Here is a 21550-nt window from a genome sequence, read left to right on the forward strand (position 1 = left end):
GGAGTCTGCTCGGGTGGGCATTTTATGAGTACCCAAGGAGACCGACTTATGGACAGTCAGGCCGAACGTATCATCTGCATCATGGACGCCATCGACCACGGCATGAGTGCCGAGGAGACTTTGGACGAATGCCCGGCCTGCGCGCCGGGGCTGACGGTCAGCGAAAGCCTGCGTCACGACGACATGGGCTGGATGATGCCGACATCGCTCTCCGAAATGTCCTAGCAAAACGGGGGGCGGGCGACTATATTGCCGCCATGACGACAGATTCCGACTACATCATCCGTTCCGAAACCATCCGCATCCATACGGAAGAAGATTTCGACGGCATGCGCCGCGCCGGCCGGCTGGCCGCCGATTGCCTCGACATGCTGATCCCCTATGTTGTGCCGGGCGTGAAGACGTCGTACCTCGATGACCTGGCGCGGCAGTTCGTGATGGATCATGGCGCCCTGCCCGCCTGCGTGTTTTACCGCGGCTATCAGCACACGGTCTGTATCTCGCCCAACCATGTCGTCTGCCACGGTATTCCGTCGGAAAAGACCCTGCGCGAAGGCGATATCGTCAATATCGATGTGACCGCGATCGTCGATGGCTGGCATGGTGATACCTCGCGCATGTACGAGGTCGGCGATGTGCCTTCCAAGGCAAAGCGCCTGGTCGATGTGACCTATGAGGCCTTGCGCCTGGGCCTGGAGCAGATCAAGCCGGGTAATACTTTCGGCGATATCGCCGCGGCGATTCAACGTTACGCCGAGGCTCAGCGCTGTTCGGTGGTGCGCGACTTCTGCGGCCACGGGCTGGGCCGGGTGTTCCATGACAATCCCAATGTCCTGCATTTCGGCCGAGCCGGTTCCGGCCCCAAGCTGCAAAAGGGGATGTTCTTCACCGTCGAGCCGATGATCAATCTTGGCCGGCCCGAGGTGAAGGTGCTGAACGACGGCTGGACCGCCGTGACGCGCGACAAGACCCTGACCGCCCAGTGCGAGCACAGTTGCGGTGTCACCGATGACGGGGTAGAGATTTTCACGGCGTCGGCGACCGGTCAGTTCCGGCCGCAGCCAGTTCTTTCCTGAACCGTTTCCTGTCTTCATAGGTTGGCGTGCCGCCGTAGCGGAACACACCCGGCTTTGTCTTGTGGACCAGCACCACCACGGTATCGCCCGGACTGGGCACCCGATTGGGCATGCCGCCGGAAAACGGGCTGCGGGCGCGTATCGCCTCACCTGATGGCGTCGTGAAACTGTACAGAATTTCCGAACGGACACGGACGTCGGTATTGGGCAGGCGGTCGGTCTGTGCCGCCTCGCTGCAGTCAATGGTCCAGGTTTCGTCACGCCTGTGGCGCCGGTCCTTGTGCGCTTCGCAGACCGGTTGCGCGACATAAATGGCTTTTGCCGGTAACCGCAGATAATTGTCCCGGGTATCATAAAAGGCATACAGGCTTGCCGCGCCGGCGATGAACAGGACCGGAACGAAGAGCATGGCTCTCCACATCAGGAGCCTGTATCGATCCCAGAATAAGACGTTTTCAATCACGGAATTTCCCCACGACCCGACTCTATCAGATCGGACTGAAGGAAGTTTTGATCCATAGGGTTAACCGTGAAGAACGGGCGTGTGCTGGACAGTTTTGCGCGGACGGCTATAGTCGGTTTATGCCCTCTGCCGATGCCGCACCTGAACCCGTTTTGCCCGATCATAAGGGGCATAGAGAGCGTTTACGCGACCGTGCGCGCAAGGGCGGTGTGTCCGCCCTGCCCGACTATGAATTGCTGGAGCTGTACCTGTTCCGGTCGGTGCCTCAACGGGATGTGAAACCTCTGGCCAAGGCGTTGTTGAGCCGGTTCGGGTCGCTGCCCGCCGTGCTGTCGGCGCCGCTGGAGGAGTTGGTCACCGTGTCGGTGCTGGATGGCAAGGGGCGGGCATTGAAGGTGACCACCGATATCGCGCTTGACCTGCAGTTGATGTTCGAGGCCACGCGGCGGCTGGTGGCCGAGCCTTTGAAGCGAACGACGGTGATCGATTCGTGGTCGGCGCTGATGACCTATGTGCAGGTGACGTTGGCGCATGAACCGCGCGAGCAGTTCCGGGTGTTGTTTCTCGACAAGAAGTATCAGCTCATTGCCGATGAGATCATGGGGTACGGGACGGTCGATCATGCGCCGGCCTATCCGCGAGAGATCATGCGAAGGGCTTTGGAGTTGTCAGCCAGCCATCTGATTTTGGTACATAATCATCCGTCCGGCGATCCCAGCGCCAGTCCTGGCGACATCGATATGACCCGGCAGATCGTCAAAGCCGGTGAACCGTTGAAGATCAAGGTGCATGATCACCTGATCGTCGGCCGTGAAGGTGTGCTCAGCATGAGCCAGCAGAGGTTGATGTGATTCGATTGCTGCCAGAGCGGTGGCAAGCGAAGTAAGAAACCCCACCACCGCACCTCATTCGCTTCGGTCATCGGCCGATGGCCTCAGACCTCCACTCACTCGAGCGGTCCCCCTCCCCGACAAGCGGGGAGGAGCAAGAAAAGAGAGGCGGCTCCGACTGTGAAGTCCGTGTTCGCGAAGGCAGGGGTGTGCACTTAGAAGGTAAAGTCGATCTCCATGAAGGCGGCGACTTCGGGCAGCCAGCGGCCCTGGACGAAGGCGACATGGTCCGGATGGTCATTATACGCCTGATACTCCGCGTTCGAAGCGAACTCCATCGACACACCATAGGCGAACTCGTTCTTCGGGCTGATCTGCGGCAGGACCTGCAAATTCAACACGCCCGGAATGTCCGCCAGTTTCGCCAGAGCCGCCAGGAAGCTGGTTTCTTCGGCCGAGCCTTTGGCGTGCTTCAAACGAAAAGGAACGATGTGACGTATCATGGCTTCTCCTTGCTATAGTCCGTGACCACCGACGGGTTCGGTTACCGTATGCTGTCCGAAGGACGCAATCAACGGCATCGCCTTTTTGATGGTTTCGGCGACCTCGGGCAAGGCCAGAGACGCCTTGTGCTGTTCGGCGCTGTCCCACACCTCGGTGATCCAGATCTTGTCGGGGTCCTGTGGGTCCTTGGCCACGACGTAGCTGCGGCAGCCGGGCATGTCACCCACGCTGGCCGTCATCAGCCCGATCAGTTCGTCTCGCTTGCCCGGATGGGCGCTGAAACTGCCGATAAGTCCGTACATAGGGTTCTCCTGAGTTTCAGCGCGTTATCGCCCCGCCCGCTGCCAGACCGTGTCAGCTATGACCGGACACGGACATCCCTGCCGAACCCGAAGCGCTGACCGGCGACGGTGCGGAAAGCTACAACGACCGTATGGCTGTCACCCGGCGACAGAGGCACGCGAACCTTGCCGGCGTCGGCATAGTCCTTGGAACCCGCCTTCTGGCCATCGACATAGATGTCCGCCGCGCCGGTGATGTCGAGGAATTCGAGGACACCGCCCTTCGCCTGAATCGCCTTGAAGGGTTTGAGGCTGGTCGCCACCCTGACCTCACCGTCCGATGTCGCCGCCGCGAACAGTTCTCCGGCGCGGAACCACTGCCAGGTGGCGAAGTCGGGGGCCGCGTCGGGCGATGTGCCGTCCGGCGCCCGGAACCAGTTGCCGTAGGTCTGGACGGTCGGGGCTGTCGACTGGGACACACCTCCGCCCTGATGGGGTTCGAGGGTGATCGAAGCGGGTTTCAGACCCGGCGCAGTGGCACGCACGACCGACCACTTTGTCACTTCCTGGCGGACGATGACCTGGGCAAGACCGTGGAACAGTGAGCGCCGGTCACCCTTTTCGGCTTCCAGGCAGTTCGGATCGCCGTTGCCCAGGCCGATAATGGCGCATCCCTCGGCCTCGAACCGGATCATGTCCGCAGCTTCGGGGACGATGCGGCCCTTGGCGTCGACGGCAGCCACGGTGAGCGGCCGGGCGTCATACCCTGAGCCCTCCGATGTCAGTCGCAGGGCGACCGCCTTGCCGGTGGTTTCGCGGCGGGCTTTTTCGACCACCTTGCCGCCGTTATAGGCGCGCGCCTCGATATGGCCGGCGGCATAGGGCACGGTCCAGTAGTTCATCTCCAGCCGGTCGCCCTTTTGCCGGCCGGCGGACTTGCCGTTGACGAACAGCTCGACCTCCTCGGCATTGGTGCAGGCCATGACGCGGACCCTCTGACCCGCCGTCCAGTTCCAGTGCGGTTCCAGGCCAAGCGTCGGTTTATCGTCGATCCATTGGGCGCGGTGGATATGCACCGCCGGCTTGTCGAAGCCGCACAGGTCGAAAATGCCGAAGAAGGAGGAGTTGGTCGGCCAGGTGTGCGGCGTGGGCTCGCCGTGATAGTCGAAACCGGTCCAGACAAAGCCGCCGGCGACGAAGTCACGCTGGGCGATTCGCTTCCAGGCTGCGCGGTGAGTGGCGCCCCAGGGCGCGGCCTCGTCGTCATAGCCGGCCAGGATATGTTTGTCCTTGTCAGTGACGAACTCGCCGCGCGTCATGAAGGCCGAGGCGTCTTCCGACGAGGTCAGGGGCTTGTCCGGATAGGCGGCGTGGAAGGGATCGTACTGGTCCTGCTGGTAGTTGATGCCGACGACGTCGACGGCATGCGACACGTTCAGCGGGGTGAACAGGCCGCCGTTCATGGCGGCCGTCACCGAACGGGAGGTGTCCAAGCGTTTGACGGCTGCCGACATGCGCCGGACCATTTCGTAACCGGCCTCGGAACCCTGCATCGGCTCTTCGTTGAACACCGACCACAGGATGATGCTGGGGTGGTTACGGTCGCGGCAGACCAGCCATTCGAGCTGCTCCATATAGTCGGAGGATGGGTTGAAGTTGCGGTTTTCCGCCATGACCAGGAAGCCGTGGCGGTCGCAGGCGTCCATAAGGGCGCGGTTCTGGGCATTGTGCGACATGCGTATGGCGTTGCAGCCCAGGGACTTCAGCTTGCGCAGGCGGAAGTCGATGAGGCCGTCTGGCACGGCGGTGCCGACGCCGGCATGGTCCTGGTGCAGGCAGACGCCCTTCAGCTTGACGTGCTTGTCGTTGAGGTAGAAGCCGGTTTTGGCATCGAAGCGCTGGGTGCGGAAGCCGACATCGACGATGACTTCATCAAGGTGCTGATATTCCGCAATGTCCAGATCGCCTTGCATGACGGTCGTCGTGACCTGGTACAGATGCGGGTCTTCGATACTCCACAAATGCGGAGAGAAAACGTCAACTGTATAGCGCGCGACTGCCGTCTCCAGGGGGGGCACAGTAATTGTCTGACTGTTACCAAACTCTCTGCCGCCAATACCGCTGTCGTCCCATATGTCACTGGCAACGTGTACGGTTTCGACCTGCTTGCCGGAGTTATAGACCGTCACCTCTATCGGAACGACCCACTTATCGCCGCCCTGCACCGGATGGGCAAACACGCCGTCAGTGACGATATGGACCGGGTTGCGTTTGACGATCCAGATGTCGCGATAGATGCCGCCGCCTTCGTACCACCAGCCCTCCATCTCGCGGGCATCCACCCGCACGACCAGGGAGTTGAAGGCCTCGCCATAGGTGACATAGGGGGTGATATCGATATAGGCCGAGGCGTAGCCCGACCAGTTGCGCGCCACCAGGGTGCCGTTGAACCAGACGGTGGCGTGGGTGGCGACGCCTTCCAACTGCAGCTCAATATGCTGGCCGCGGTCGTTCTCCTCAAAGCGCAGGTTGTTGCGGTACCAGGCAATGCCGCGGCGGCGATAGCCCTGGTCGACATTGGCGCCCTGCTCGATCGGCTGGAAGCTGGCGAAGTCATGCGGGAGCTGGACCTCGGCCCAGTCGCTGTCGTCATAGGATGGCGACGCGGCGCCCAGGGCGTTGCCGGCCTTGGCGGCGTTGTAGGTTTCGTCGTGGCCGATCAGGACCGGCATGGCGAGGTCGCCTTCGTGGAAGCGCCAGCCGTCATTGCACAACAGTTGTTTCCGCTGGGAGGGAAACGGCATGGTGGTGGCGTCCGCCGCCGCCGGCAGTCCGGCGACAAAAGCCGCAGCACAGGCCGTTTTGAAAAGTTCCCGTCGGTTCATCCTGGTCTCCCTCGTTTTGCCGGAGACTAGGCATGAAAACGGCGGACTTTGAAGCCAAAATCCGCCGTTTCGCGATAATTTGTAATATTATTTACCTTCAGCGTGGGATCGCTGTTTGACTCGATGACAGCGGGCCCAATCCCCCACCGTCTCATTTGCTTCCAGCAAATGATCCACCTCCCCGTATAACGGGGAGGGATGCATTTTTATTGTATTTTCAAAAACTTACAGCTTGATGCCGAGAGCACGCACCGACTCGACCGAGAGCTGGCCTTGCGGCAGGCCCTGGTCGGCCTGGAACTTCTGCATGGCCGAAACCGTGCCCGAACCCAGACGACCGTCGACCGGACCGGCGTTGTAGCCGCGCTTGTTCAGCTCGCGCTGGATGTCGGAGACCAGAGCCGGCGAAGCGTTCTTGTCGCACAGAACCTCGCGCCATACCGGCTGGGCGCCTTCAGTGACACGGTTGCGGACTTCGTCGCGATAGACGGCAGGGATCTCGATGGTTTCGGTACGGGCCGGGGTAACGACTTCCTTGACCTTGGTCTTCTTGTAGGTGGCCGGGACGACGTATTCCTCTTCACGCTCGGGCGTGTCGACAACGTTGCGCTTGACCTTGCGGGTCACGGCCGGGACCTCGATGCGGCGGACCTGCTCGGGCTGGACCAGGACCTGGACCTTGCGGTCTTCGAACACCGCCGGCAGGACTTCCAGGCACAGGACGGTCTGGGCGCTGCCTTGTTGCAGGTATTCCGCGGTGGCGTTGTCGGCCGGCACGACGACCGGATACTTGCCCGGCCAGCTCAGCGTGCCGTCGGCGCGGTAGCGCACGGCTTCGTGGGTCACCGGGGTGACCAGGGCGGCGCCGGTCGGGATGCCCTTCTTTTCGACCCAGACCTGGCGTTCCGGCTGGACCATGACGCGTTCGACGCGGGTTTCGTAACGGGCGGGAATGACCTCTTCGCGGAAGCCGGCGGGCGTGACCACTTCGGTTTCGACGACCTGGCGCGTGGTGCCCGGGATAACGCGGCGCATGACCTTTTCCGGGGTCACCAGGACGTCGCGTTCAGCCCACTGAGTCACTTCGGGGACCGTGCGGGTTTCGGTACGCGCTTCGGCGACCAGGACCTTGTCCTTGTAGGTTTCGAACTCCGGCGCCACCAGCAGCCGCGCGAAACACTGGCCCGGGCGGGCATATTTGCGCAGTTCTTCCGGCACGGCCTGCCAGGCCGCCCCACCCTCACCGCCCTCAAACGCGACCACTTCGCCGTTCGGTATAGCCGGTCCGGGGCTACCGGACTGAACGATCGCGACGGTCTGTTCGGCGGTATAGTGGGATGATTCGGTAAAGCCGGTGGTGACGGGCTTGACCGCCGGCTTGCTGCCGAACGCCGAGGCCGACCCGGCCAAGGCCAGCGCAGATAAGGCAATAATGGCGACACCGGATTTCAGGAAAAGCTTGGACACGACGAACAACCCTCAAACGACCAATTAGACTTATAGACTAGCCCGCAAAATTAACCTTTTCTAAACCACCTCGCCAAGCCTTCACACCCACAAAGCGTAAATTAACCAGATTGTGAGCGTCGCGGTTTCGCACCTGCAACCAATCGGGACTTGACACCCGGCGTACCTGCGCCCATCACGCCGCAAAATTCCGTCAACACAAGGTTCCGTCATGATCTCCCGCTATGCCCGCAAGGACGCCGCCGCCATCTGGGACGCCGCGACCAAATACCGGATCTGGTTCGAGATCGAAGCCCATGCCGCCACCAAGATGGCCGAACTGGGCGTCATTCCCGCCGAGGCCGCACAAACCCTGTGGGAAAAGGGCCAGGATGCGCAATTCGACGCCGAGCGCATCGATGAGATCGAACGTACCGTCAAGCATGACGTCATCGCCTTCCTGACCCACGTGTCGGAAATCGTCGGCCCCGAAGCGCGCTTCCTGCACCAGGGCATGACGTCGTCGGACGTGCTGGACACCTGTTTTGCCGTGCAATTGCAACGTTCCGCCGACCTCTTGATCGAAGGCGTCGACCTGGTACTGGCCGGTTTGAAGCGCCGGGCGCTTGAGCACAAGTTCACGCCGACGGTGGGCCGTTCGCATGGCATCCACGCCGAGCCGGTAACCTTTGGCCTGAAGCTGGCGGGTTATTATGCCGAGTTCGTCCGCGCCCGCGCCCGGTTGGTGACCGCACGTGAAGAGATTTCGACCTGCGCCATTTCGGGCGCCGTCGGCACCTTCGCCAATGTCTCGCCCGAGGTCGAAGCCTATGTCGCCGACAAGATGGGCCTCAGCGTCGAGCCGGTCTCGACCCAGGTCATCCCGCGCGACCGCCATGCCGCCTTCTTTGCCGCCCTGGGGATCGTCGCCTCGTCGATCGAGCGCCTGGCCGTCGAGATCCGCCACCTGCAGCGCACCGAAGTGCTGGAAGCGGAAGAGTATTTCTCGCCCGGCCAGAAGGGCAGCTCGGCCATGCCGCACAAGCGCAACCCGATCCTGACCGAGAACCTGACCGGCCTGGCGCGTCTGGTGCGATCGGCGGTGGTGCCGGCGATGGAGAACGTCGCCCTGTGGCATGAGCGCGATATCAGCCATTCGTCGGTCGAGCGCGGCATCGCGCCGGACGCCTGCGTGCACCTGGACTTCGCCCTGCGCCGCATGGCCAATGTCATCGAGAACCTGCTGGTCTATCCGGAGAACATGCAGAAGAATATCGACCGCCTCGGCGGGCTGGTCCATTCGCAGCGTGTGCTGCTGGCCCTGACGCAGAAGGGCATGTCGCGCGAGGATTCGTACTCGGCCGTCCAGCGCAACGCCATGAAGGTATGGCGCGGCGAAGGCAATTTCCTCGACTTCCTGGCCGCCGATGAGGATGTGTCGAAGTTTTTCACCCGCGAGGAGTTGGAGCCGTTCTTCAGCCTCGACTACCACACCAAGCACGTCGACACGATCTTCGCCCGCGTGTTCGGATAGGCCCGGTGTACGTCCCCAATACCCAGTTCGACACCACCGGTTACCTGAGCCGGTTTGCCTCCAAGGGCCGGATCCGGTTGGAAGGCGCGCTGCTGGATGAGGATGCCCTCGCGGTTCATCACGGCCTGGAACAGCAGACGCCGTGGGAACTGCACCTGGTCGGCGGCAATGGGCCGGAGGTCATCAACCGCCGCGAACTGGCCACCCTGCCCGAAAGCGATATCCAGAACCGGCTGACCGAAGCCGCCGAACGCGCCCAGACCGGGCTGTCGTGGCTGCGGCTGGGTTATGACCTGATGGGGACGCAGGAAGGTCACGCGTTGCAGCCGCTGGCCGATATGATCAAGTCGCCGGCCTTCGCGCGATTTTGCGAGAGCCTGACCGGGTTGTCGGGGCTGGATCTGATCGCTTTGAGCGCCGTGTGTTACCGGCCGGGCGACTTCCTGACGCGGCATACCGATACCGCGGCGCGGCTGTGCTTCGAATGGAGCTTTACACAGGACTGGCGCAGCGACTGGGGCGGCCAGATGCTGTTCCACTCGCCGTCGGGCGATATCGAAGGCGGGATCATGCCGCGTCTGAACGATCTGGCGCTGTTTGCCGGCGACCAGCCGCGATCGGTGGCGTCGGTCGCGCCGTATGCCGGCGGCCCGCGGTTTTCGGTGACGGGCCGGTTCGCTTAATACCAATGACGGGTGATTTGGGCTCTTAAGAAAGAGCCCCGCCCGGCGCTTCGCGCCATGCGCTGGCGAAAGCTATACTTTCGCTGCGCTTACCCCGTAAACGGGGTGGGCAAAGAAAGGTCAAGCCTAACTGCCGTTGGTATAAGTCAGTTACCCGTCTTTTTGGTCGTGACACCCGGCAGGGTCGGCAGGTCCCTGGCCGGCGGCGGCGTCACCACCACCTTGGGGGTCAGGACGGCCAGCTTCTGAACCTTGACGTCGTCGATGGTCAGGGACGCGGTTCGGGCTGAGGAGGTTACGGCGCCACTGCTGCTGCTCGCGCGCAGTTGCACGGTGACCTGAGTGGTGGCTGGGACCAGCATGGAGTTGCTGTCGGCCAGGGGCCGGGCCGCCGCGACGAAGACCGTACGATCGCGCGGCGGCAGTTCCCCCTCATCGACCAGGGTCGAAACTTCGGCGCGTGGCGCCACGGCGTTCGTCACAGGGTCGATCAGCCCGGCCGTCGTATTCGAGGTCTTGTACGTCAGGCTGACGGCGCCTTCGACGGGCATTTCGTTCAGGGTTGCGAACATTTCGATGCGCGAGCCCGGGCCGCCCTGCGTGCGGACGGGGGCGAAGCTGACGATTTCGAACGGCCGGACTTCGAAGGTGAATGGCAGAGCGGCGGTCGGGTTCTGGCCGACGCGCGTCGTCATCAGGCGGACTTCCGGCGTAAAGACGCGGGCGTCGGTGACCCGAGGCCGGACCGGAACCTGGGCGCGCAGGACATTGCTGCCGTTGCCAACGGCGATAAGGCCGTTGCGGTAGAGGGGATCAAGGCGGTCGAAAACGACATTGGTCAGCGTGTAGCCCTGGCCCTGGATGATCTGGTTCAGGGTGGTGTTAAGGTCAGTGATCTCGAGGGCGACCTGACATCCCGCCGCAACCGGTGCGGCTAGGGTCAGGATCAGGCCCAGCTTACCGTCGCGCACCGAGGCGCCGACGAAGCTGCGCCGGTCGATGTTGGCGGACGGCATGGCCGGGTGGGGCTTGTTCGGCACCGCCGGGTTTTCGAGTTCGACCCGGGTGATGGCGGGAAGCTGCGGCGAGTTGGTCTCTTCGCCCGGGCAGTTGCCGGCGTGGGCGGCGCCGGCGGCCAGACAGGCCAGGACCGAAAGGATGATCGCAGATTTCATGACGCGCGCTCCGTGGATGGGTCATCTAAATCCGGGCCGCGTAACCTTGCTATCCCTCGATTAAGGGAGCTGCTCAAAAAAGAGCGACGGAAGGCGCCATAGGGGAACGCCTTCCGTCTTTATCCGGCCGCAGGGGGGCTTTGGCCGAATATCAGTTCCTGGCCAAACAAGGTCTATTGATACTGCTGAGGGCGGTCTATCCCGTGATTGAGGGATCACACCCGGCAGGCGCCCACGGCGCGGGTGGCGGCGCGGATTTCCGTCAGCTTGTGCGTCGATCCCAGGCGCACCACCGACCAGTAGCGCGCCAGGCCCATGGCATTGGCGCCGGTCGATCCGGCCGTCACAACCTTGTCCTTGGCGATCAGCTTCGCCATTTTCGGCACGGCGCAGCGGATGTTGTTGACGGGGTCTTCCAGCGACTTGTTGGCGCGGTCCAGGGTGCACCAGGTAAAGCCGTCCTCGTAGGAAAGCTGGTACAGGCCGACCGAGTCGACATTCAGCGGCGCCGGCTCATGGTAGATGGTGTGCGGATTGTAGTTGCTTTCGTATTTGGCGATCGCCACGGCCAGGGTCGAGACCACCTCGACCTTGTTGTCCTCGTTCAGGCCCGACCACGCGGGGCAGAAATCGGCCCAGTCGGTCGCCTTGTCGAATGAGGCCAGGTTGGCACGGACCTGTTTACGGAGTTCGACCGACCACGCTCCCCGTTCGGCATGGTTGATTTCCCAGGGCAGGCCCGAGACCAGCAGTTCCGGCGGCGGAGGCGGCGGAGGTGGCGGTGGCGCCGGTTCTTCGGTGGTGTTGGTGTCCGAAGGCGGCGGCGGCGGCGGCGCATCGATGGGTTGTTCCGGCAGGCCGCTGTTCCCGCCATCATCGGACGGAACGGTGGCGCAGCCCGCCAGCGTCAGGAGAGCGACACCGGCGATGACGCCGGCCAGATGATGAAGGCGCATTCAACTCTCCTGTAGTTTGTCCGTAGCCCGGCTTTTAGCAAACCATATCCGGAACGCAAAGAATCCATAGGCCGCAAGTGAAAAGACGCACAGCAACCCGGCCATGACAGGGTGCATCAGTTCGGCGAAGATCGTGTGACCGGTCAGAAGGCCGGCGCAAATATACCCGGTCACAGCCAGAACGGCAGCCCCGGGCAGGAGGCCCAATGCGCCCCAGGATCTGGACTTCGCCCAAAGACCCAGCCACAAGGTCAGGGTCAGTCCGGCGATGGCCAGACTGTGCCACGGACCAATGAGGACGGCGCCTCTCCAGGCGCCCGGCCCCCAGATCGTGGCCAGCAGGGCCAAAAACACGTTGTCGGAAACGATGTTTCGCAGTTTATCGTCCCGGGTGCGATACCACCAGACCAGGACTGCGGCGCACGCGCCGTAGCCAAGGACGAAGAGCGGCACACGCCACCAGCCCAGAGCTTCCAGCGCAGACCACCCGACAAACCCGGTTACGGCCAGCAGAAGCACCGCAACCAGTCCGTACCGTATCCGGGTCTCGCGCTCGCTGCGGCGCTCTTCGCGTTCGGCTATCTGTTCGAGCATCGGTCCCCCCGACAGCTAGTTCCCGTTTTTGACGGCTTCCCGCGCCTGGGCCAGGAATTCCGCCGCCCGGGTGCGCACTTCGCTTTCGCGCACCTGGATGTTGGACGCTATCAGGTCGCCGTAGATCTTGCGAATCACGTCTTCCTCGGTCGGGCGCTCGGAATGGAAGTTCTCCACCGCCTGGGCATACAGTTCCGTGGACTGAGGATTGAGGTCCATCCGTGCGGCGGCCCACACGGCGATGGCGCGGTTGCGACCCGAGGCCGCCTTACGTTCGGCGGCGTCCCCGGCAGAAGCGGCTTCGGGGATAGGCTCGGAATGCGACATGTGAACAGCACCTTTCAGGCAGGCCAATGTTGTAAATCCGCTTATTCGCGCGCGCAACAAGAACCGGCGTTTACACAGCAAAAGTTTTTGTTTATTTGCGGCGCCAACGCGCATCCCCTAAGATGCAATCCCGATAAAGAGTTCAATATTCCGACTCGTTTTCGGCCCCTCCCTCTTTTGGAGACGGTCCAATGACCACCCGCCGCAAGAAAATCTACGAAGGCAAGGCCAAGATTCTGTATGAAGGCCCCGAGCCCGGCACGCTGATCCAGTATTTCAAGGACGACGCCACGGCGTTCAACGCCCAGAAAAAGGCCGTCCTGGAAGGCAAGGGCGTCATCAACAACCGCATCTCCGAATTCGTCATGACGAAGCTGACCAATATCGGGGTGCAGAACCACTTCATCAAGCGGCTGAACCTGCGCGAGCAACTGATCCGCGAAGTCGAGATCATCCCGCTGGAAGTCGTCTGCCGCAACGTGGTGGCCGGCTCCATGGCCAAGCGCTTCGGCCTGCCCGAGGGCCAGCAGCTGCCGCGCTCGATCATCGAATTCTATTACAAGAACGATGCCCTGGAAGACCCGATGGTCACCGAAGAGCACGTGACGGCGTTCAACTGGGCCAATACCCAGGAGATCGACGACATCCTGGCGACCACGCTGCGCGTCAACGACTTCCTGAGCGGCATGTTCGCCGCCGTCGGCATCACACTGGTCGACTTCAAGATCGAATACGGCCGCCTGTTCGAAGGCGACTTTTCGCGCGTTATCCTGGCTGACGAGATCAGCCCGGATTCGTGCCGCCTGTGGGACGCGGCGACCAATGAGAAGCTGGACAAGGACCGCTTCCGCCGCGACATGGGCAATGTGATCGAATCCTACACCGAAGTCGCCAAGCGGCTCGGCATCATGGGCGACATGCCCAAGGTCATCGAAGGCGGAATGCAGTAATGAAGGCCCCAACCTTGAAAGCAAAGGTCCACGTTTTCTTGAAACCCGGTGTGCTGGACGTCCAGGGCAAGGCCGTCGAAGGCGCCCTGCATGGGCTCGGCTGGGACGGCGTCGCCAATGTCCGCGTCGGCAAGCTGCTGGAGTTCGACCTGGACGGTTCCGATCCGGAAGCGGCCAAGGGCGAGCTGAAGGCCATGTGCGAGAAGCTTTTGGCCAACACGGTCATCGAATCCTACAAGGTCGAGGTGGCCTAAGACCATGAAAGCCGCCGTCCTCGTCTTCCCCGGCTCCAACTGCGACCGCGACTGCAAGACTGCCGTCGAGACCTCCGTCAATGGCAAGGTCGAGATGGTGTGGCACCAGGAGACGGAGCTTCCGTCGGGCCTGGACCTGATCGTCATCCCCGGCGGTTTCTCGTATGGCGACTACCTGCGCTGTGGCGCCATGGCGTCGCAGTCGCCGGTTATGGCGGCGGTCAAGCGCGAAGCCGAGCGTGGCGTGTCGGTGTTGGGGATCTGCAACGGTTTCCAGATCCTGTGTGAGTCGGGCCTGCTGCCGGGCGCCCTGCTGCGCAATTCCGGCCTTAAATATGTCTGCAAGCCGATCGAACTGACGATTGAGAACCGCACAACGCGCTTTACCAGCGCCTATGGCAACAAGCAGACTGTGTGGATGACACAGGGGAATGGCGACGGCAATTTCTTCGCCGACGCCGAGACGTTGAAGTCGATCGAGGACAACGACCAGGTCGTTTTCCGTTATGTTGAGAACCCCAACGGGTCGATGAACAACATCGCCGGCATCATCAACAAGGCCGGCAATGTGCTGGGCATGATGCCTCACCCCGACCGCGCCTTCGAGGAAGCGCTTGGCTCGGCCGACGGCGCCCCGATGTTCAAGAGTCTCGTTCGCGCCGCCCAGGCGGCTTGACGGTTGGTCTGAGGGCCGGCCGAACGCCTGGATTGACATTCCCGCCGGGCGGTGCCTGTATGCCTGCGTTGTTGCAGGAGTAACGGATATGTGGCGTCGTCTTGTTGTGGTGGCCGGTCTGGCCCTGCTGGCTTCCGGTTGTATGCCGCAAAAGGCGCCCACCACGTTGGGGTACCACAAACAGTCCTGCAGCTTCGCCTATATCGGCCTGAAAGGGATCGAGTGCGGCACCATGGTGGTCGAGGAGACCCGCGGCAAGGCCAATGGCCGAACCGTCGCCCTGCCCGTCGTCATTGTCCGTGCCCAGGCCGCCGACAAGAAGGCCGATCCGGTCATCTTCCTGCATGGTGGTCCGGGTGGCGAGGTTGTCTCGGGCCTGCCCTTCCGCCTCCGCCGCAAGCCCAGCCTGGTCACCGACGACCGCGACTGGATTTTCTTCGATCAGCGCGGCACCGGCAAATCGACGCCATCATTGGATTGCGGCGAAGCGCCCCTGTCCGATGCCGGGGTCACCAGCGACGCCGGCGTCGCCGAATTGCAGGCTTGCGGCCGCAAGCTGGCGGCCCAGGGCATCGACCTGACGCAATACAATTCCGCGGTCATCGCCCAGGATATCCGCGACATCCGCCAGGCTTTGGGCGTCAAGACCTATAACCTTTACGGTGGGTCCTATGGCACGCGCGTCGCCATGGCAGTGATGCAGCACGATCCGGCCGATCTGCGCGCCGTTGTGCTGAATTCGACCTGGCCGCCGGAAGCCAACGCGACCGCGCCCCTCCCCGGCCTGGTGTCGCGTGAAGTCCGTCAGGTTCTGGCCTATTGCGCCGCGGACAGCGTCTGCAATGGCAAATATCCCGACCTGGCGGCGCGGTTCGATACCCGCCTGCGCCAATGGCTCACCACCTCCGTCAGCGACAAGGACCAGACCTACACGGCCGACGCCGTCGGGGCCTTTCTGCTGGACCAGATCTACAGCCCGGACGGCGCCAGCGCCTTGCCCACGACCATCGATAAGCTGCTCACGGGGGACTACAAGGCGTTGGGTAAGTTCGTGAAGGCCCAGGCCGGCTATACCGAAGGCCAGTTCTTCACCACCCTGTGCCGGGAGGAGTTCGGTTTCGAAGACCCGGCGGCTCTGGATGCCGTGGATGCCAATGACCCGATTGCCGTGGCTGTGGCGCGTGATACCCGCCGCTTCTTCGCCGTCTGCCAGGCCTTCGCGACCGGCAAGGGCGACGCGGTGGAGAATCAGGCTCTCGTCAGCGATATTCCGACCCTGATGCTGTCGGCCGATATCGATGCGGGTTGCCCGGCCGAGTTGTCGGAGGAGACGGTGAAGGGCCTGAGCAAGGGCCGGAACTACTTCTTCCCCAACCGCACCCACACCATCGCCGGCGGCAGCACCTGCGCCAAGGCATTGGTGGCGCAGTTCCTGAAAACGGCCGACGCCAATGTCGACGCCAGTTGCATCAAGACCGACAGGCCGAAATTTCCGTTCGTATATGACGGCAAGTAGCTCGCCCCTACTTGTCGGAAAGGGCGAATTGTTAGCGAAGCCGCGAAGTGACACATCGCGCAGTCGCGGTGGAGTGTCTTTGCGTACGTCGATACGATCAAACTATTGAAAGTAAAGTAAGAAACCCCACCACCGCACCTCTCTCGCTTCGCCCTTCGGTCGTTGACCTCAGGCCTCCACTCGTTCGAGCGGTCCCCCTCCCCGACAAGCGGGGAGGAGAAAGAAAAGTGACTCCGCGACGATATGTGAATCACGTAGCAGGTTGCCAGGAAGCGGGGCGGTATAAGAGGGCTAAAATTGTTTCTGCGGCGCTTCGCTCCTTGAGCGGATTTTTCGTCGCGCTAACGCTTCGCGCCTTGAGCGCGGGGGCTGAATCCGCTAAACGGCGCGCCATGAGCACCACCACATCCCCCGCCCCGAAGTCCATGGCCGACAAGGCCGCCGAATACGGCCTGAAGCCTGACGAATATCAGGTCGTTCTCGACCGGCTGGGCCGCGAGCCCAATGACGTCGAACTGGGCGTGTTCAGCGTCATGTGGTCCGAGCACTGCTCTTACAAATCGTCGCGCCTGCATCTGCGCAAGTTCCCGGTGACCGGTCCCCGCGTCATCTGCGGCCCCGGCGAAAACGCCGGCGTCATCGATATCGACGACGGCCAGGCGTGCATCTTCAAGATGGAATCGCACAACCACCCGTCCTTCATTGAACCCTATCAGGGGGCGGCGACCGGTGTCGGCGGCATCATGCGCGACGTCTTCACCATGGGCGCGCGTCCGGTCGCCCTGCTCAACGCCCTGCGTTTCGGTGAACCCGGCCACCCCAAGACCCGCCGTCTGGTCGAAGGTGTGGTCTCCGGCATCGGCGGCTACGGCAACTGCGTCGGCGTGCCTACCGTGGCCGGTGAGACCAATTTCCACAGCGGCTACAACGGCAATATCCTGGTCAACGCCATGTGCGTCGGCCTGGCCGATGCCGACAAGATCTTCTATTCCGCCGCGCCAGAGCCCGGCCTGCCCGTGGTCTATTTCGGCTCCAAGACCGGCCGCGACGGCATCCACGGCGCCACCATGTCGTCGGCCGAATTTTCCGAAGATTCGGAAGAAAAGCGCCCGACCGTCCAGGTCGGCGACCCCTTTGCGGAAAAGCTGCTGATCGAAGCCACGCTCGAACTGATGGCGTCCGGCGCCGTCGCCGCCATCCAGGACATGGGTGCCGCGGGCCTTACTTCCAGTTCTGTGGAAATGGCCGGCAAAGGCGGTTTGGGCATCACGCTCGACCTCGACAAGGTGCCCCAGCGCGAAGTCAATATGACCGCCTACGAGATGATGCTGTCGGAGAGCCAGGAGCGTATGCTGGCCATACTGAAGCCCGGCCGCGAGGCTGATGGCCAGCGTATCTTTGAGAAGTGGGGCCTGGATGCCGCCGTCATCGGCGAGACCAATACCTCGGGCCATATCGTCCTGCTGCACCATGGCGAAGTCGTCTGCGACCTGCCGCTGTCGCCGCTGTCGGACGATGCGCCGCTGTACGACCGCCCGTGGGTCGAGCCGGCCCAAGAGCCGCAACTGCATGCTTCCGAGGTGCCCGTGGCCCCTGTTGGTGATGCCTTGCTTAAGATCATGAGCTGCCCGGACATGGCGTCCAAGCGCTGGCTGTGGGAACAGTATGACCGCCACGTCATGGCCGACACCCTGTCGGATTCGTCGACCGGCCACGATGCCGGCATGGTTCGCGTGCACGGCACGAAGAAGGCCCTGGCCGTCACCTCGGACTGCACGCCGCGTTATGTCAAGGCCAACCCCTATGAAGGCGGCAAGCAGGCCGTGGCCGAGGCCTGGCGCAACCTGACCGCCGTCGGCGCCGAGCCGATCGCCATCACCGACAACCTGAACTTCGGCAATCCGGAAAAGCCCGAGATCATGGGCCAGATCGTCCGCGCCATCGACGGCATGGCCGAGGCTTGCCGCGAACTGGCCTTCCCGGTCGTGTCGGGCAACGTGTCGCTATACAACGAAACCAATGGGATCGCGATTCCGCCGACCCCAACCGTCGGCGCGGTGGGCCTGCTGAAGGATTACGACCAGCGCGTGGGCTTCAACAAGGTCCGTCCTGGCCAGGTTCTGTTGCTGGTCGGTGAGACCAAGGGCGAGATGGGTTCGACCCTGTATTTGCGCGAAGTCTTCGGGTTGGAAATCGGCGCGCCGCCGAAGGTCGACCTGGAAAGCGAAAAGGCCAATGGTGTTTTGGTCCGCAGGCTGATCAAGACCGGCGTAGCCAAGGGCGTTCACGACCTGTCGGACGGCGGCCTGCTGTGCGCGGCGGCCGATATGGCTTTGGCGTCGAAGGTCGGGTTGGAGCTGAAGAACCCGAGCGACCTGGACGACCATATCTTCGCCTTTGCAGAGGATCAGGCGCGTTACCTGGTGGCGGTCGACGAAGCCGCGGCGCATCTGGTCATCGCCCAGGCGGCCGAGGCTGAGGTGCCGGTGGCCGTGGTCGGTGTAGCGACGGGTACGGACCTGATCTATGCCGGGTTGTGCGTCAGCCTGGACCGCTTGCGCGAAACCAATGAGGCGTGGCTGCCGGCCTATATGGCTGGGAAGGCGTAACAAAAGATCATAAAATACAATAATTTCTAATCCCTCCCCGTTATACGGGGAGCGGGGCGCCCCGTGGCGTGGATCATTTGCGATTAGCAAATGAGACGGTGGGGGATTGGGCCCGCCGTCGTCTTCCTATTTTTCAGTCTTCATTATAGCTTTTTCAAATGAAGCCTAAATATGGATTAGCTCGACATCTGCGGCGTGCTTCGACTCTGCCAGAGCATCTTCTTTGGGAGAGGCTCAAGACTCGCGGCATCGGCAATCCGGTGTTTCGCCGTCAGCAGGCCTTCGGTCCCTATATCCTGGACTTTTATTGTTACCGAGCAAAGTTGGTCGTCGAGATCGACGGCAGTGATCACCATAGTAATGAAGCTCAGAAGCGTGATGCCCAGCGGGACGAATGGTTGGCAGAGCAAGGATTGCAAGTGTATCGGATTGAGGCCTTCAATGTTCTACGCGATCCCGATGGCGTCGCTGAGGACGTCATACAAGTGGCGCTCGCGAGGTTCGGAGCCTAGAAATCCCCCACCGTCTCATTTGCTTCCAGCAAATGATCCACCTCCCCGTATAACGGGGAGGGATTTTTTAGTTAACTCAACCTGTTGGTGCTACTCCACCATTGCCACGCCGGTGAGTTCCCAGCGGCAGTTGCGTAGCCGGTAGTTCAACTGCAACTCGTCATTGGTATTGGCGTTGACAAACACCGTCGCCAGGCCGTTGCGGCTGTCGATCTGTTTGTCGATCGGCCCACGGTGGAATTTCGCGCCCAAGGCACCGCGCTGGCCATTACAGGTGAAAAGCGCGCAGAAACGGCCGCTCTTGTTCGTGAACTGGGTCTGCAACGCACGGTAACCCACCTCCTCGCCCTCCGGGTTGAAGGCCAGGCCATCGTCGCTGACCACGGCCAGAAGCGCAGTCGCATCGCCACTCTGCACCGCTGCCAGGGTCTGGGCGACGGCAGCGTCCAGTTCGGCCGCCGCATCGCGCGGACAGGTCTGGGCCGAGGCCTGGCCCAGAAGGGCCAGGGTCATCAGCAGTCCGACAAACAATCCCATACCGGTCGTCCTTGTCATGCCACGCCTCCCGCGAAAGCGTTAACTATAGCGCGGAAACCCGCCCCGTCAAAACAGCTTAATCCCATACGGCTGAACCAGACATGAACCCCTGTTGTCCGAAATATCGCACCGCGGAAAAATGCGGAATTTGGCTATGCTTTCCCGGCCCCTCTTAACCCTCTCATTACCATATCCATGCTAGCCGGTTGAGAGATGGCGAATTTCAACGACATGGCGGCAAGGCGTTTGAATATGCGGAACCGGGCGCATAGCACCCGCCGTGAGCGGACAGGGAGGTAGGGTCATGCGTTACCGTCCCTTCGGCCGTTCGGGCCTTGCCCTGTCGACCATCGGCCTGCGTCTCAACTCCGAGAAGCTGCGCAAGAACCACAGCCTGCTGCAAAAGCTGATCCTGACCGCGCTCGAAAACGGCATCAATACCTTCCATTTCGACAGCACCGACCCCAAGCTGCTGAAGGCCGCCAACGAGGTTTTCAGCGTCGTCGAACGCAAGCTGCTGTTCATCGCCCTGAGCGCCCACGAGCCCGGCGCCGTGACCGACGCCGCCGCTTATCAGTTCGCCCCCTTGCGGGAGCGCCTGAAGGCGGTCATCCGCGAGGCCGGCCTGCACTGGATCGACCTGCTGCTTTTCGGCCAGCCCGGCGCGGCCGTGCTCCCCGACGACAGCATGGATTTTCTGCGCACCTTGCAGAGGTCGCGCATGCTGCGTTATATCGGCGTCCAGGCCGAGACCGAAGACCTGGGCGATCTCATCCGCGGCGGCCAGTTCAACGTGCTGGCGACCAGCTACGATATCGATTCGAGCTGGGACAAGCGTCGTCAGATCGATTTCGCCATCCAGCGCGAGATGAATGTCTTCGCTACAGCCTTCTTTCCGAACAGCTACCGCAAGGCGTCGGATGTCGTCCCACCCGAAGCCCGCCGCGGCTGGTTCGGCGGCAAGGTCAAAAACCCGCTGGCCGGCGCCGGCACCCACGCCTTCCTACACCAGACCCATGGCTGGACACCCGAGGAACTGTGCCTGGGCCATTGCCTGTCCCAGCCCAGCCTGGCCTGCATCTTTGTCGAGCCCGAGGACACCGATCATCTGGAAGCCCTGGCCGACGTGCCGGAGCGCCACATGCCCCCCTCTGTTCCGGCGCAGATCGAGATGGCGCGTTTCCACGCCAAGCAAGCTTAGAGCGCGTTTCGATCCGGAAGAATCGGATCGGCGCTCCAAGCTTTTTCTTTTGCGCGCATCTTAATCCCAAAAGTGCGTCACACTTTTGGGGATGCGCTCTAACCACTGGAAAAGTCGCGGCACGGGGCCTATATAGACGCAAGTTGAGAGATTTGCCTTCCAGGAGCCCCGCCGTGAGCGACACCGACGTCCAGACCTTCATCGACCAGACCATCAAGGGCAACGATGTCGTCCTGTTCATGAAGGGCGTTCCCGAACAGCCGCGCTGCGGTTTCTCCAGCCTGGTCGTCCAGGTCCTGGACCACCTCGGTGTCGAATATGTCGGCGTCGACGTGCTGCAGGACGACGAACTGCGCGACGGCATCAAGACCTATTCCGACTGGCCGACCATTCCGCAACTGTACATCAAGAACGAATTCATCGGCGGCGCCGATATCGTGCGCGAGATGTTCCAGTCGGGCGAACTGAAGACCGCCCTGTCGGAAAAGGGCCTTCTGCCGGCCTGAGCCGACTTTTCAAGATTCGCAAGCTGAGCTATCGT

Annotated in this window: 23 protein-coding genes; 13 read left to right on the plus strand and 10 right to left on the minus strand. The window is 62.2% G+C overall.

Annotated features, from left to right (window positions below; genetic code table 11):
* Positions 1–48: 48 nt before the first annotated feature.
* Positions 49–225, plus strand: coding sequence for a hypothetical protein (locus tag ABAC460_RS49875; RefSeq protein WP_023454550.1), 177 nt, complete (start codon positions 49–51; stop codon positions 223–225).
* Positions 226–257: 32 nt separating this feature from the next.
* The gene (gene map, locus ABAC460_RS40745) at positions 258–1076 is read left to right on the plus strand and encodes a type I methionyl aminopeptidase (RefSeq protein ID WP_023454551.1); all 819 of its coding nucleotides are present in this window, start codon (positions 258–260) and stop codon (positions 1074–1076) included.
* On the opposite strand, the gene ABAC460_RS40750 is transcribed toward map, so the two are convergent.
* Complete coding sequence (locus ABAC460_RS40750; RefSeq protein ID WP_023454552.1) at positions 1027–1485, minus strand: hypothetical protein; 459 nt, start codon at positions 1483–1485, stop codon at positions 1027–1029. The genes map and ABAC460_RS40750 overlap by 50 nt on opposite strands.
* A 173-nt stretch (positions 1486–1658) precedes the next feature.
* Here ABAC460_RS40750 and radC point away from each other — a divergent pair, with 173 nt between their 5' ends.
* Complete coding sequence (radC, locus tag ABAC460_RS40755) at positions 1659–2390, plus strand: RadC family protein (protein WP_031237120.1); 732 nt, start codon at positions 1659–1661, stop codon at positions 2388–2390.
* Between the two features lie 194 nt (positions 2391–2584).
* Here the strand turns inward: radC and ABAC460_RS40760 are convergent, their stop codons facing one another.
* The 4 genes from ABAC460_RS40760 to ABAC460_RS40775 all read right to left on the minus strand — a co-directional run bounded on the left by ABAC460_RS40760 (position 2585) and on the right by ABAC460_RS40775 (position 7506).
* Positions 2585–2872: a Dabb family protein gene (locus tag ABAC460_RS40760; RefSeq protein WP_023454554.1), complete on the minus strand. Its 288-nt coding sequence runs from the start codon at positions 2870–2872 to the stop codon at positions 2585–2587.
* 12 nt (positions 2873–2884) lie between these two features.
* Positions 2885–3175 (minus strand): putative quinol monooxygenase, encoded by a 291-nt coding sequence (locus ABAC460_RS40765; protein ID WP_023454555.1) that lies wholly within the window; start codon positions 3173–3175, stop codon positions 2885–2887.
* Positions 3176–3231: 56 nt separating this feature from the next.
* Entirely contained in the window at positions 3232–6039 is a 2808-nt protein-coding gene (gene galA / locus ABAC460_RS40770; RefSeq protein WP_023454556.1) for a beta-galactosidase GalA, read from the minus strand.
* Positions 6040–6264: 225 nt separating this feature from the next.
* The gene (locus ABAC460_RS40775; protein WP_023454557.1) at positions 6265–7506 is read right to left on the minus strand and encodes a peptidoglycan-binding domain-containing protein; all 1242 of its coding nucleotides are present in this window, start codon (positions 7504–7506) and stop codon (positions 6265–6267) included.
* Between the two features lie 211 nt (positions 7507–7717).
* Here ABAC460_RS40775 and purB point away from each other — a divergent pair, with 211 nt between their 5' ends.
* Both purB and ABAC460_RS40785 read left to right on the plus strand, forming a co-directional pair.
* Positions 7718–9019, plus strand: coding sequence for an adenylosuccinate lyase (gene purB / locus ABAC460_RS40780; protein ID WP_023454558.1), 1302 nt, complete (start codon positions 7718–7720; stop codon positions 9017–9019).
* A 5-nt stretch (positions 9020–9024) separates the two neighbouring features.
* Positions 9025–9702, plus strand: coding sequence for a 2OG-Fe(II) oxygenase family protein (locus tag ABAC460_RS40785; protein ID WP_023454559.1), 678 nt, complete (start codon positions 9025–9027; stop codon positions 9700–9702).
* A 146-nt stretch (positions 9703–9848) separates the two neighbouring features.
* On the opposite strand, the gene ABAC460_RS40790 is transcribed toward ABAC460_RS40785, so the two are convergent.
* The 4 genes from ABAC460_RS40790 to ABAC460_RS40805 all read right to left on the minus strand — a co-directional run bounded on the left by ABAC460_RS40790 (position 9849) and on the right by ABAC460_RS40805 (position 12754).
* A complete protein-coding gene (locus tag ABAC460_RS40790) occupies positions 9849–10877 on the minus strand; it encodes a hypothetical protein (protein ID WP_023454560.1) in 1029 nt (342 codons plus the stop codon).
* Between the two features lie 215 nt (positions 10878–11092).
* Entirely contained in the window at positions 11093–11833 is a 741-nt protein-coding gene (locus ABAC460_RS40795) for a transglycosylase SLT domain-containing protein (protein ID WP_023454561.1), read from the minus strand.
* Positions 11834–12427, minus strand: a complete 594-nt coding sequence (locus ABAC460_RS40800) for a hypothetical protein (RefSeq protein ID WP_023454562.1) — start codon at positions 12425–12427, stop codon at positions 11834–11836.
* 15 nt (positions 12428–12442) lie between these two features.
* Positions 12443–12754, minus strand: a complete 312-nt coding sequence (locus tag ABAC460_RS40805) for an ATPase inhibitor subunit zeta (protein WP_023454563.1) — start codon at positions 12752–12754, stop codon at positions 12443–12445.
* Between the two features lie 191 nt (positions 12755–12945).
* Between ABAC460_RS40805 and purC the strand changes: the two genes are divergently transcribed.
* The 6 genes from purC (at position 12946) to ABAC460_RS0124935 (ending at position 19271) form a co-directional block, all read left to right on the plus strand.
* A complete protein-coding gene (gene purC, locus ABAC460_RS40810; protein WP_023454564.1) occupies positions 12946–13704 on the plus strand; it encodes a phosphoribosylaminoimidazolesuccinocarboxamide synthase in 759 nt (252 codons plus the stop codon).
* A 14-nt stretch (positions 13705–13718) separates the two neighbouring features.
* Entirely contained in the window at positions 13719–13958 is a 240-nt protein-coding gene (gene purS / locus ABAC460_RS40815) for a phosphoribosylformylglycinamidine synthase subunit PurS (protein ID WP_031237123.1), read from the plus strand.
* 4 nt (positions 13959–13962) lie between these two features.
* Complete coding sequence (gene purQ / locus ABAC460_RS40820; protein WP_023454566.1) at positions 13963–14634, plus strand: phosphoribosylformylglycinamidine synthase subunit PurQ; 672 nt, start codon at positions 13963–13965, stop codon at positions 14632–14634.
* An 88-nt stretch (positions 14635–14722) separates the two neighbouring features.
* Positions 14723–16150, plus strand: a complete 1428-nt coding sequence (locus tag ABAC460_RS40825) for an alpha/beta fold hydrolase (protein ID WP_023454567.1) — start codon at positions 14723–14725, stop codon at positions 16148–16150.
* A gap of 392 nt (positions 16151–16542) precedes the next feature.
* Positions 16543–18759, plus strand: a complete 2217-nt coding sequence (gene purL / locus ABAC460_RS40830) for a phosphoribosylformylglycinamidine synthase subunit PurL (RefSeq protein WP_023454568.1) — start codon at positions 16543–16545, stop codon at positions 18757–18759.
* A 158-nt stretch (positions 18760–18917) separates the two neighbouring features.
* A complete protein-coding gene (locus tag ABAC460_RS0124935; protein ID WP_031237125.1) occupies positions 18918–19271 on the plus strand; it encodes an endonuclease domain-containing protein in 354 nt (117 codons plus the stop codon).
* Between the two features lie 90 nt (positions 19272–19361).
* On the opposite strand, the gene ABAC460_RS40835 is transcribed toward ABAC460_RS0124935, so the two are convergent.
* A complete protein-coding gene (locus tag ABAC460_RS40835) occupies positions 19362–19826 on the minus strand; it encodes a hypothetical protein (protein WP_155914694.1) in 465 nt (154 codons plus the stop codon).
* Positions 19827–20112: 286 nt separating this feature from the next.
* Here ABAC460_RS40835 and ABAC460_RS40840 point away from each other — a divergent pair, with 286 nt between their 5' ends.
* Positions 20113–21009 carry a hypothetical protein gene (locus ABAC460_RS40840; protein ID WP_023454572.1) on the plus strand — a complete coding sequence of 299 codons (897 nt, stop codon included), beginning with the start codon at positions 20113–20115 and terminating at the stop codon, positions 21007–21009.
* A gap of 173 nt (positions 21010–21182) precedes the next feature.
* On the plus strand, positions 21183–21515 hold the full coding sequence (gene grxD, locus ABAC460_RS40845; RefSeq protein ID WP_023454573.1) for a Grx4 family monothiol glutaredoxin: 333 nt from the start codon (positions 21183–21185) through the stop codon (positions 21513–21515).
* Positions 21516–21550 lie beyond the last annotated feature (35 nt).

Origin of the sequence: Asticcacaulis sp. AC460 (assembly GCF_000495795.1) — a bacterium.
In the GTDB taxonomy this organism is placed as follows: Bacteria; Pseudomonadota; Alphaproteobacteria; order Caulobacterales; family Caulobacteraceae; genus Asticcacaulis.

Excerpts from the sequence above, each read along its gene's own strand:
- ABAC460_RS40760 (WP_023454554.1), bottom strand. The coding sequence starts at position 2,872 with ATGATACGTCACATCGTTCCTTTTCGTTTGAAGCACGCCAAAGGCTCG.
- purC (WP_023454564.1), top strand. The coding sequence starts at position 12,946 with ATGACCACCCGCCGCAAGAAAATCTACGAAGGCAAGGCCAAGATTCTG.
- radC (WP_031237120.1), top strand. The coding sequence starts at position 1,659 with ATGCCCTCTGCCGATGCCGCACCTGAACCCGTTTTGCCCGATCATAAG.
- ABAC460_RS40800 (WP_023454562.1), bottom strand. The coding sequence starts at position 12,427 with ATGCTCGAACAGATAGCCGAACGCGAAGAGCGCCGCAGCGAGCGCGAG.
- purQ (WP_023454566.1), top strand. The coding sequence starts at position 13,963 with ATGAAAGCCGCCGTCCTCGTCTTCCCCGGCTCCAACTGCGACCGCGAC.
- ABAC460_RS40790 (WP_023454560.1), bottom strand. The coding sequence starts at position 10,877 with ATGAAATCTGCGATCATCCTTTCGGTCCTGGCCTGTCTGGCCGCCGGC.
- ABAC460_RS40795 (WP_023454561.1), bottom strand. The coding sequence starts at position 11,833 with ATGCGCCTTCATCATCTGGCCGGCGTCATCGCCGGTGTCGCTCTCCTG.
- ABAC460_RS49875 (WP_023454550.1), top strand. The coding sequence starts at position 49 with ATGGACAGTCAGGCCGAACGTATCATCTGCATCATGGACGCCATCGAC.
- ABAC460_RS40835 (WP_155914694.1), bottom strand. The coding sequence starts at position 19,826 with ATGACAAGGACGACCGGTATGGGATTGTTTGTCGGACTGCTGATGACC.
- ABAC460_RS0124935 (WP_031237125.1), top strand. The coding sequence starts at position 18,918 with ATGAAGCCTAAATATGGATTAGCTCGACATCTGCGGCGTGCTTCGACT.
- ABAC460_RS40805 (WP_023454563.1), bottom strand. The coding sequence starts at position 12,754 with ATGTCGCATTCCGAGCCTATCCCCGAAGCCGCTTCTGCCGGGGACGCC.
- map (WP_023454551.1), top strand. The coding sequence starts at position 258 with ATGACGACAGATTCCGACTACATCATCCGTTCCGAAACCATCCGCATC.
- galA (WP_023454556.1), bottom strand. The coding sequence starts at position 6,039 with ATGAACCGACGGGAACTTTTCAAAACGGCCTGTGCTGCGGCTTTTGTC.
- ABAC460_RS40750 (WP_023454552.1), bottom strand. The coding sequence starts at position 1,485 with ATGCTCTTCGTTCCGGTCCTGTTCATCGCCGGCGCGGCAAGCCTGTAT.
- purL (WP_023454568.1), top strand. The coding sequence starts at position 16,543 with ATGAGCACCACCACATCCCCCGCCCCGAAGTCCATGGCCGACAAGGCC.
- ABAC460_RS40825 (WP_023454567.1), top strand. The coding sequence starts at position 14,723 with ATGTGGCGTCGTCTTGTTGTGGTGGCCGGTCTGGCCCTGCTGGCTTCC.
- purB (WP_023454558.1), top strand. The coding sequence starts at position 7,718 with ATGATCTCCCGCTATGCCCGCAAGGACGCCGCCGCCATCTGGGACGCC.
- ABAC460_RS40840 (WP_023454572.1), top strand. The coding sequence starts at position 20,113 with ATGCGTTACCGTCCCTTCGGCCGTTCGGGCCTTGCCCTGTCGACCATC.
- ABAC460_RS40765 (WP_023454555.1), bottom strand. The coding sequence starts at position 3,175 with ATGTACGGACTTATCGGCAGTTTCAGCGCCCATCCGGGCAAGCGAGAC.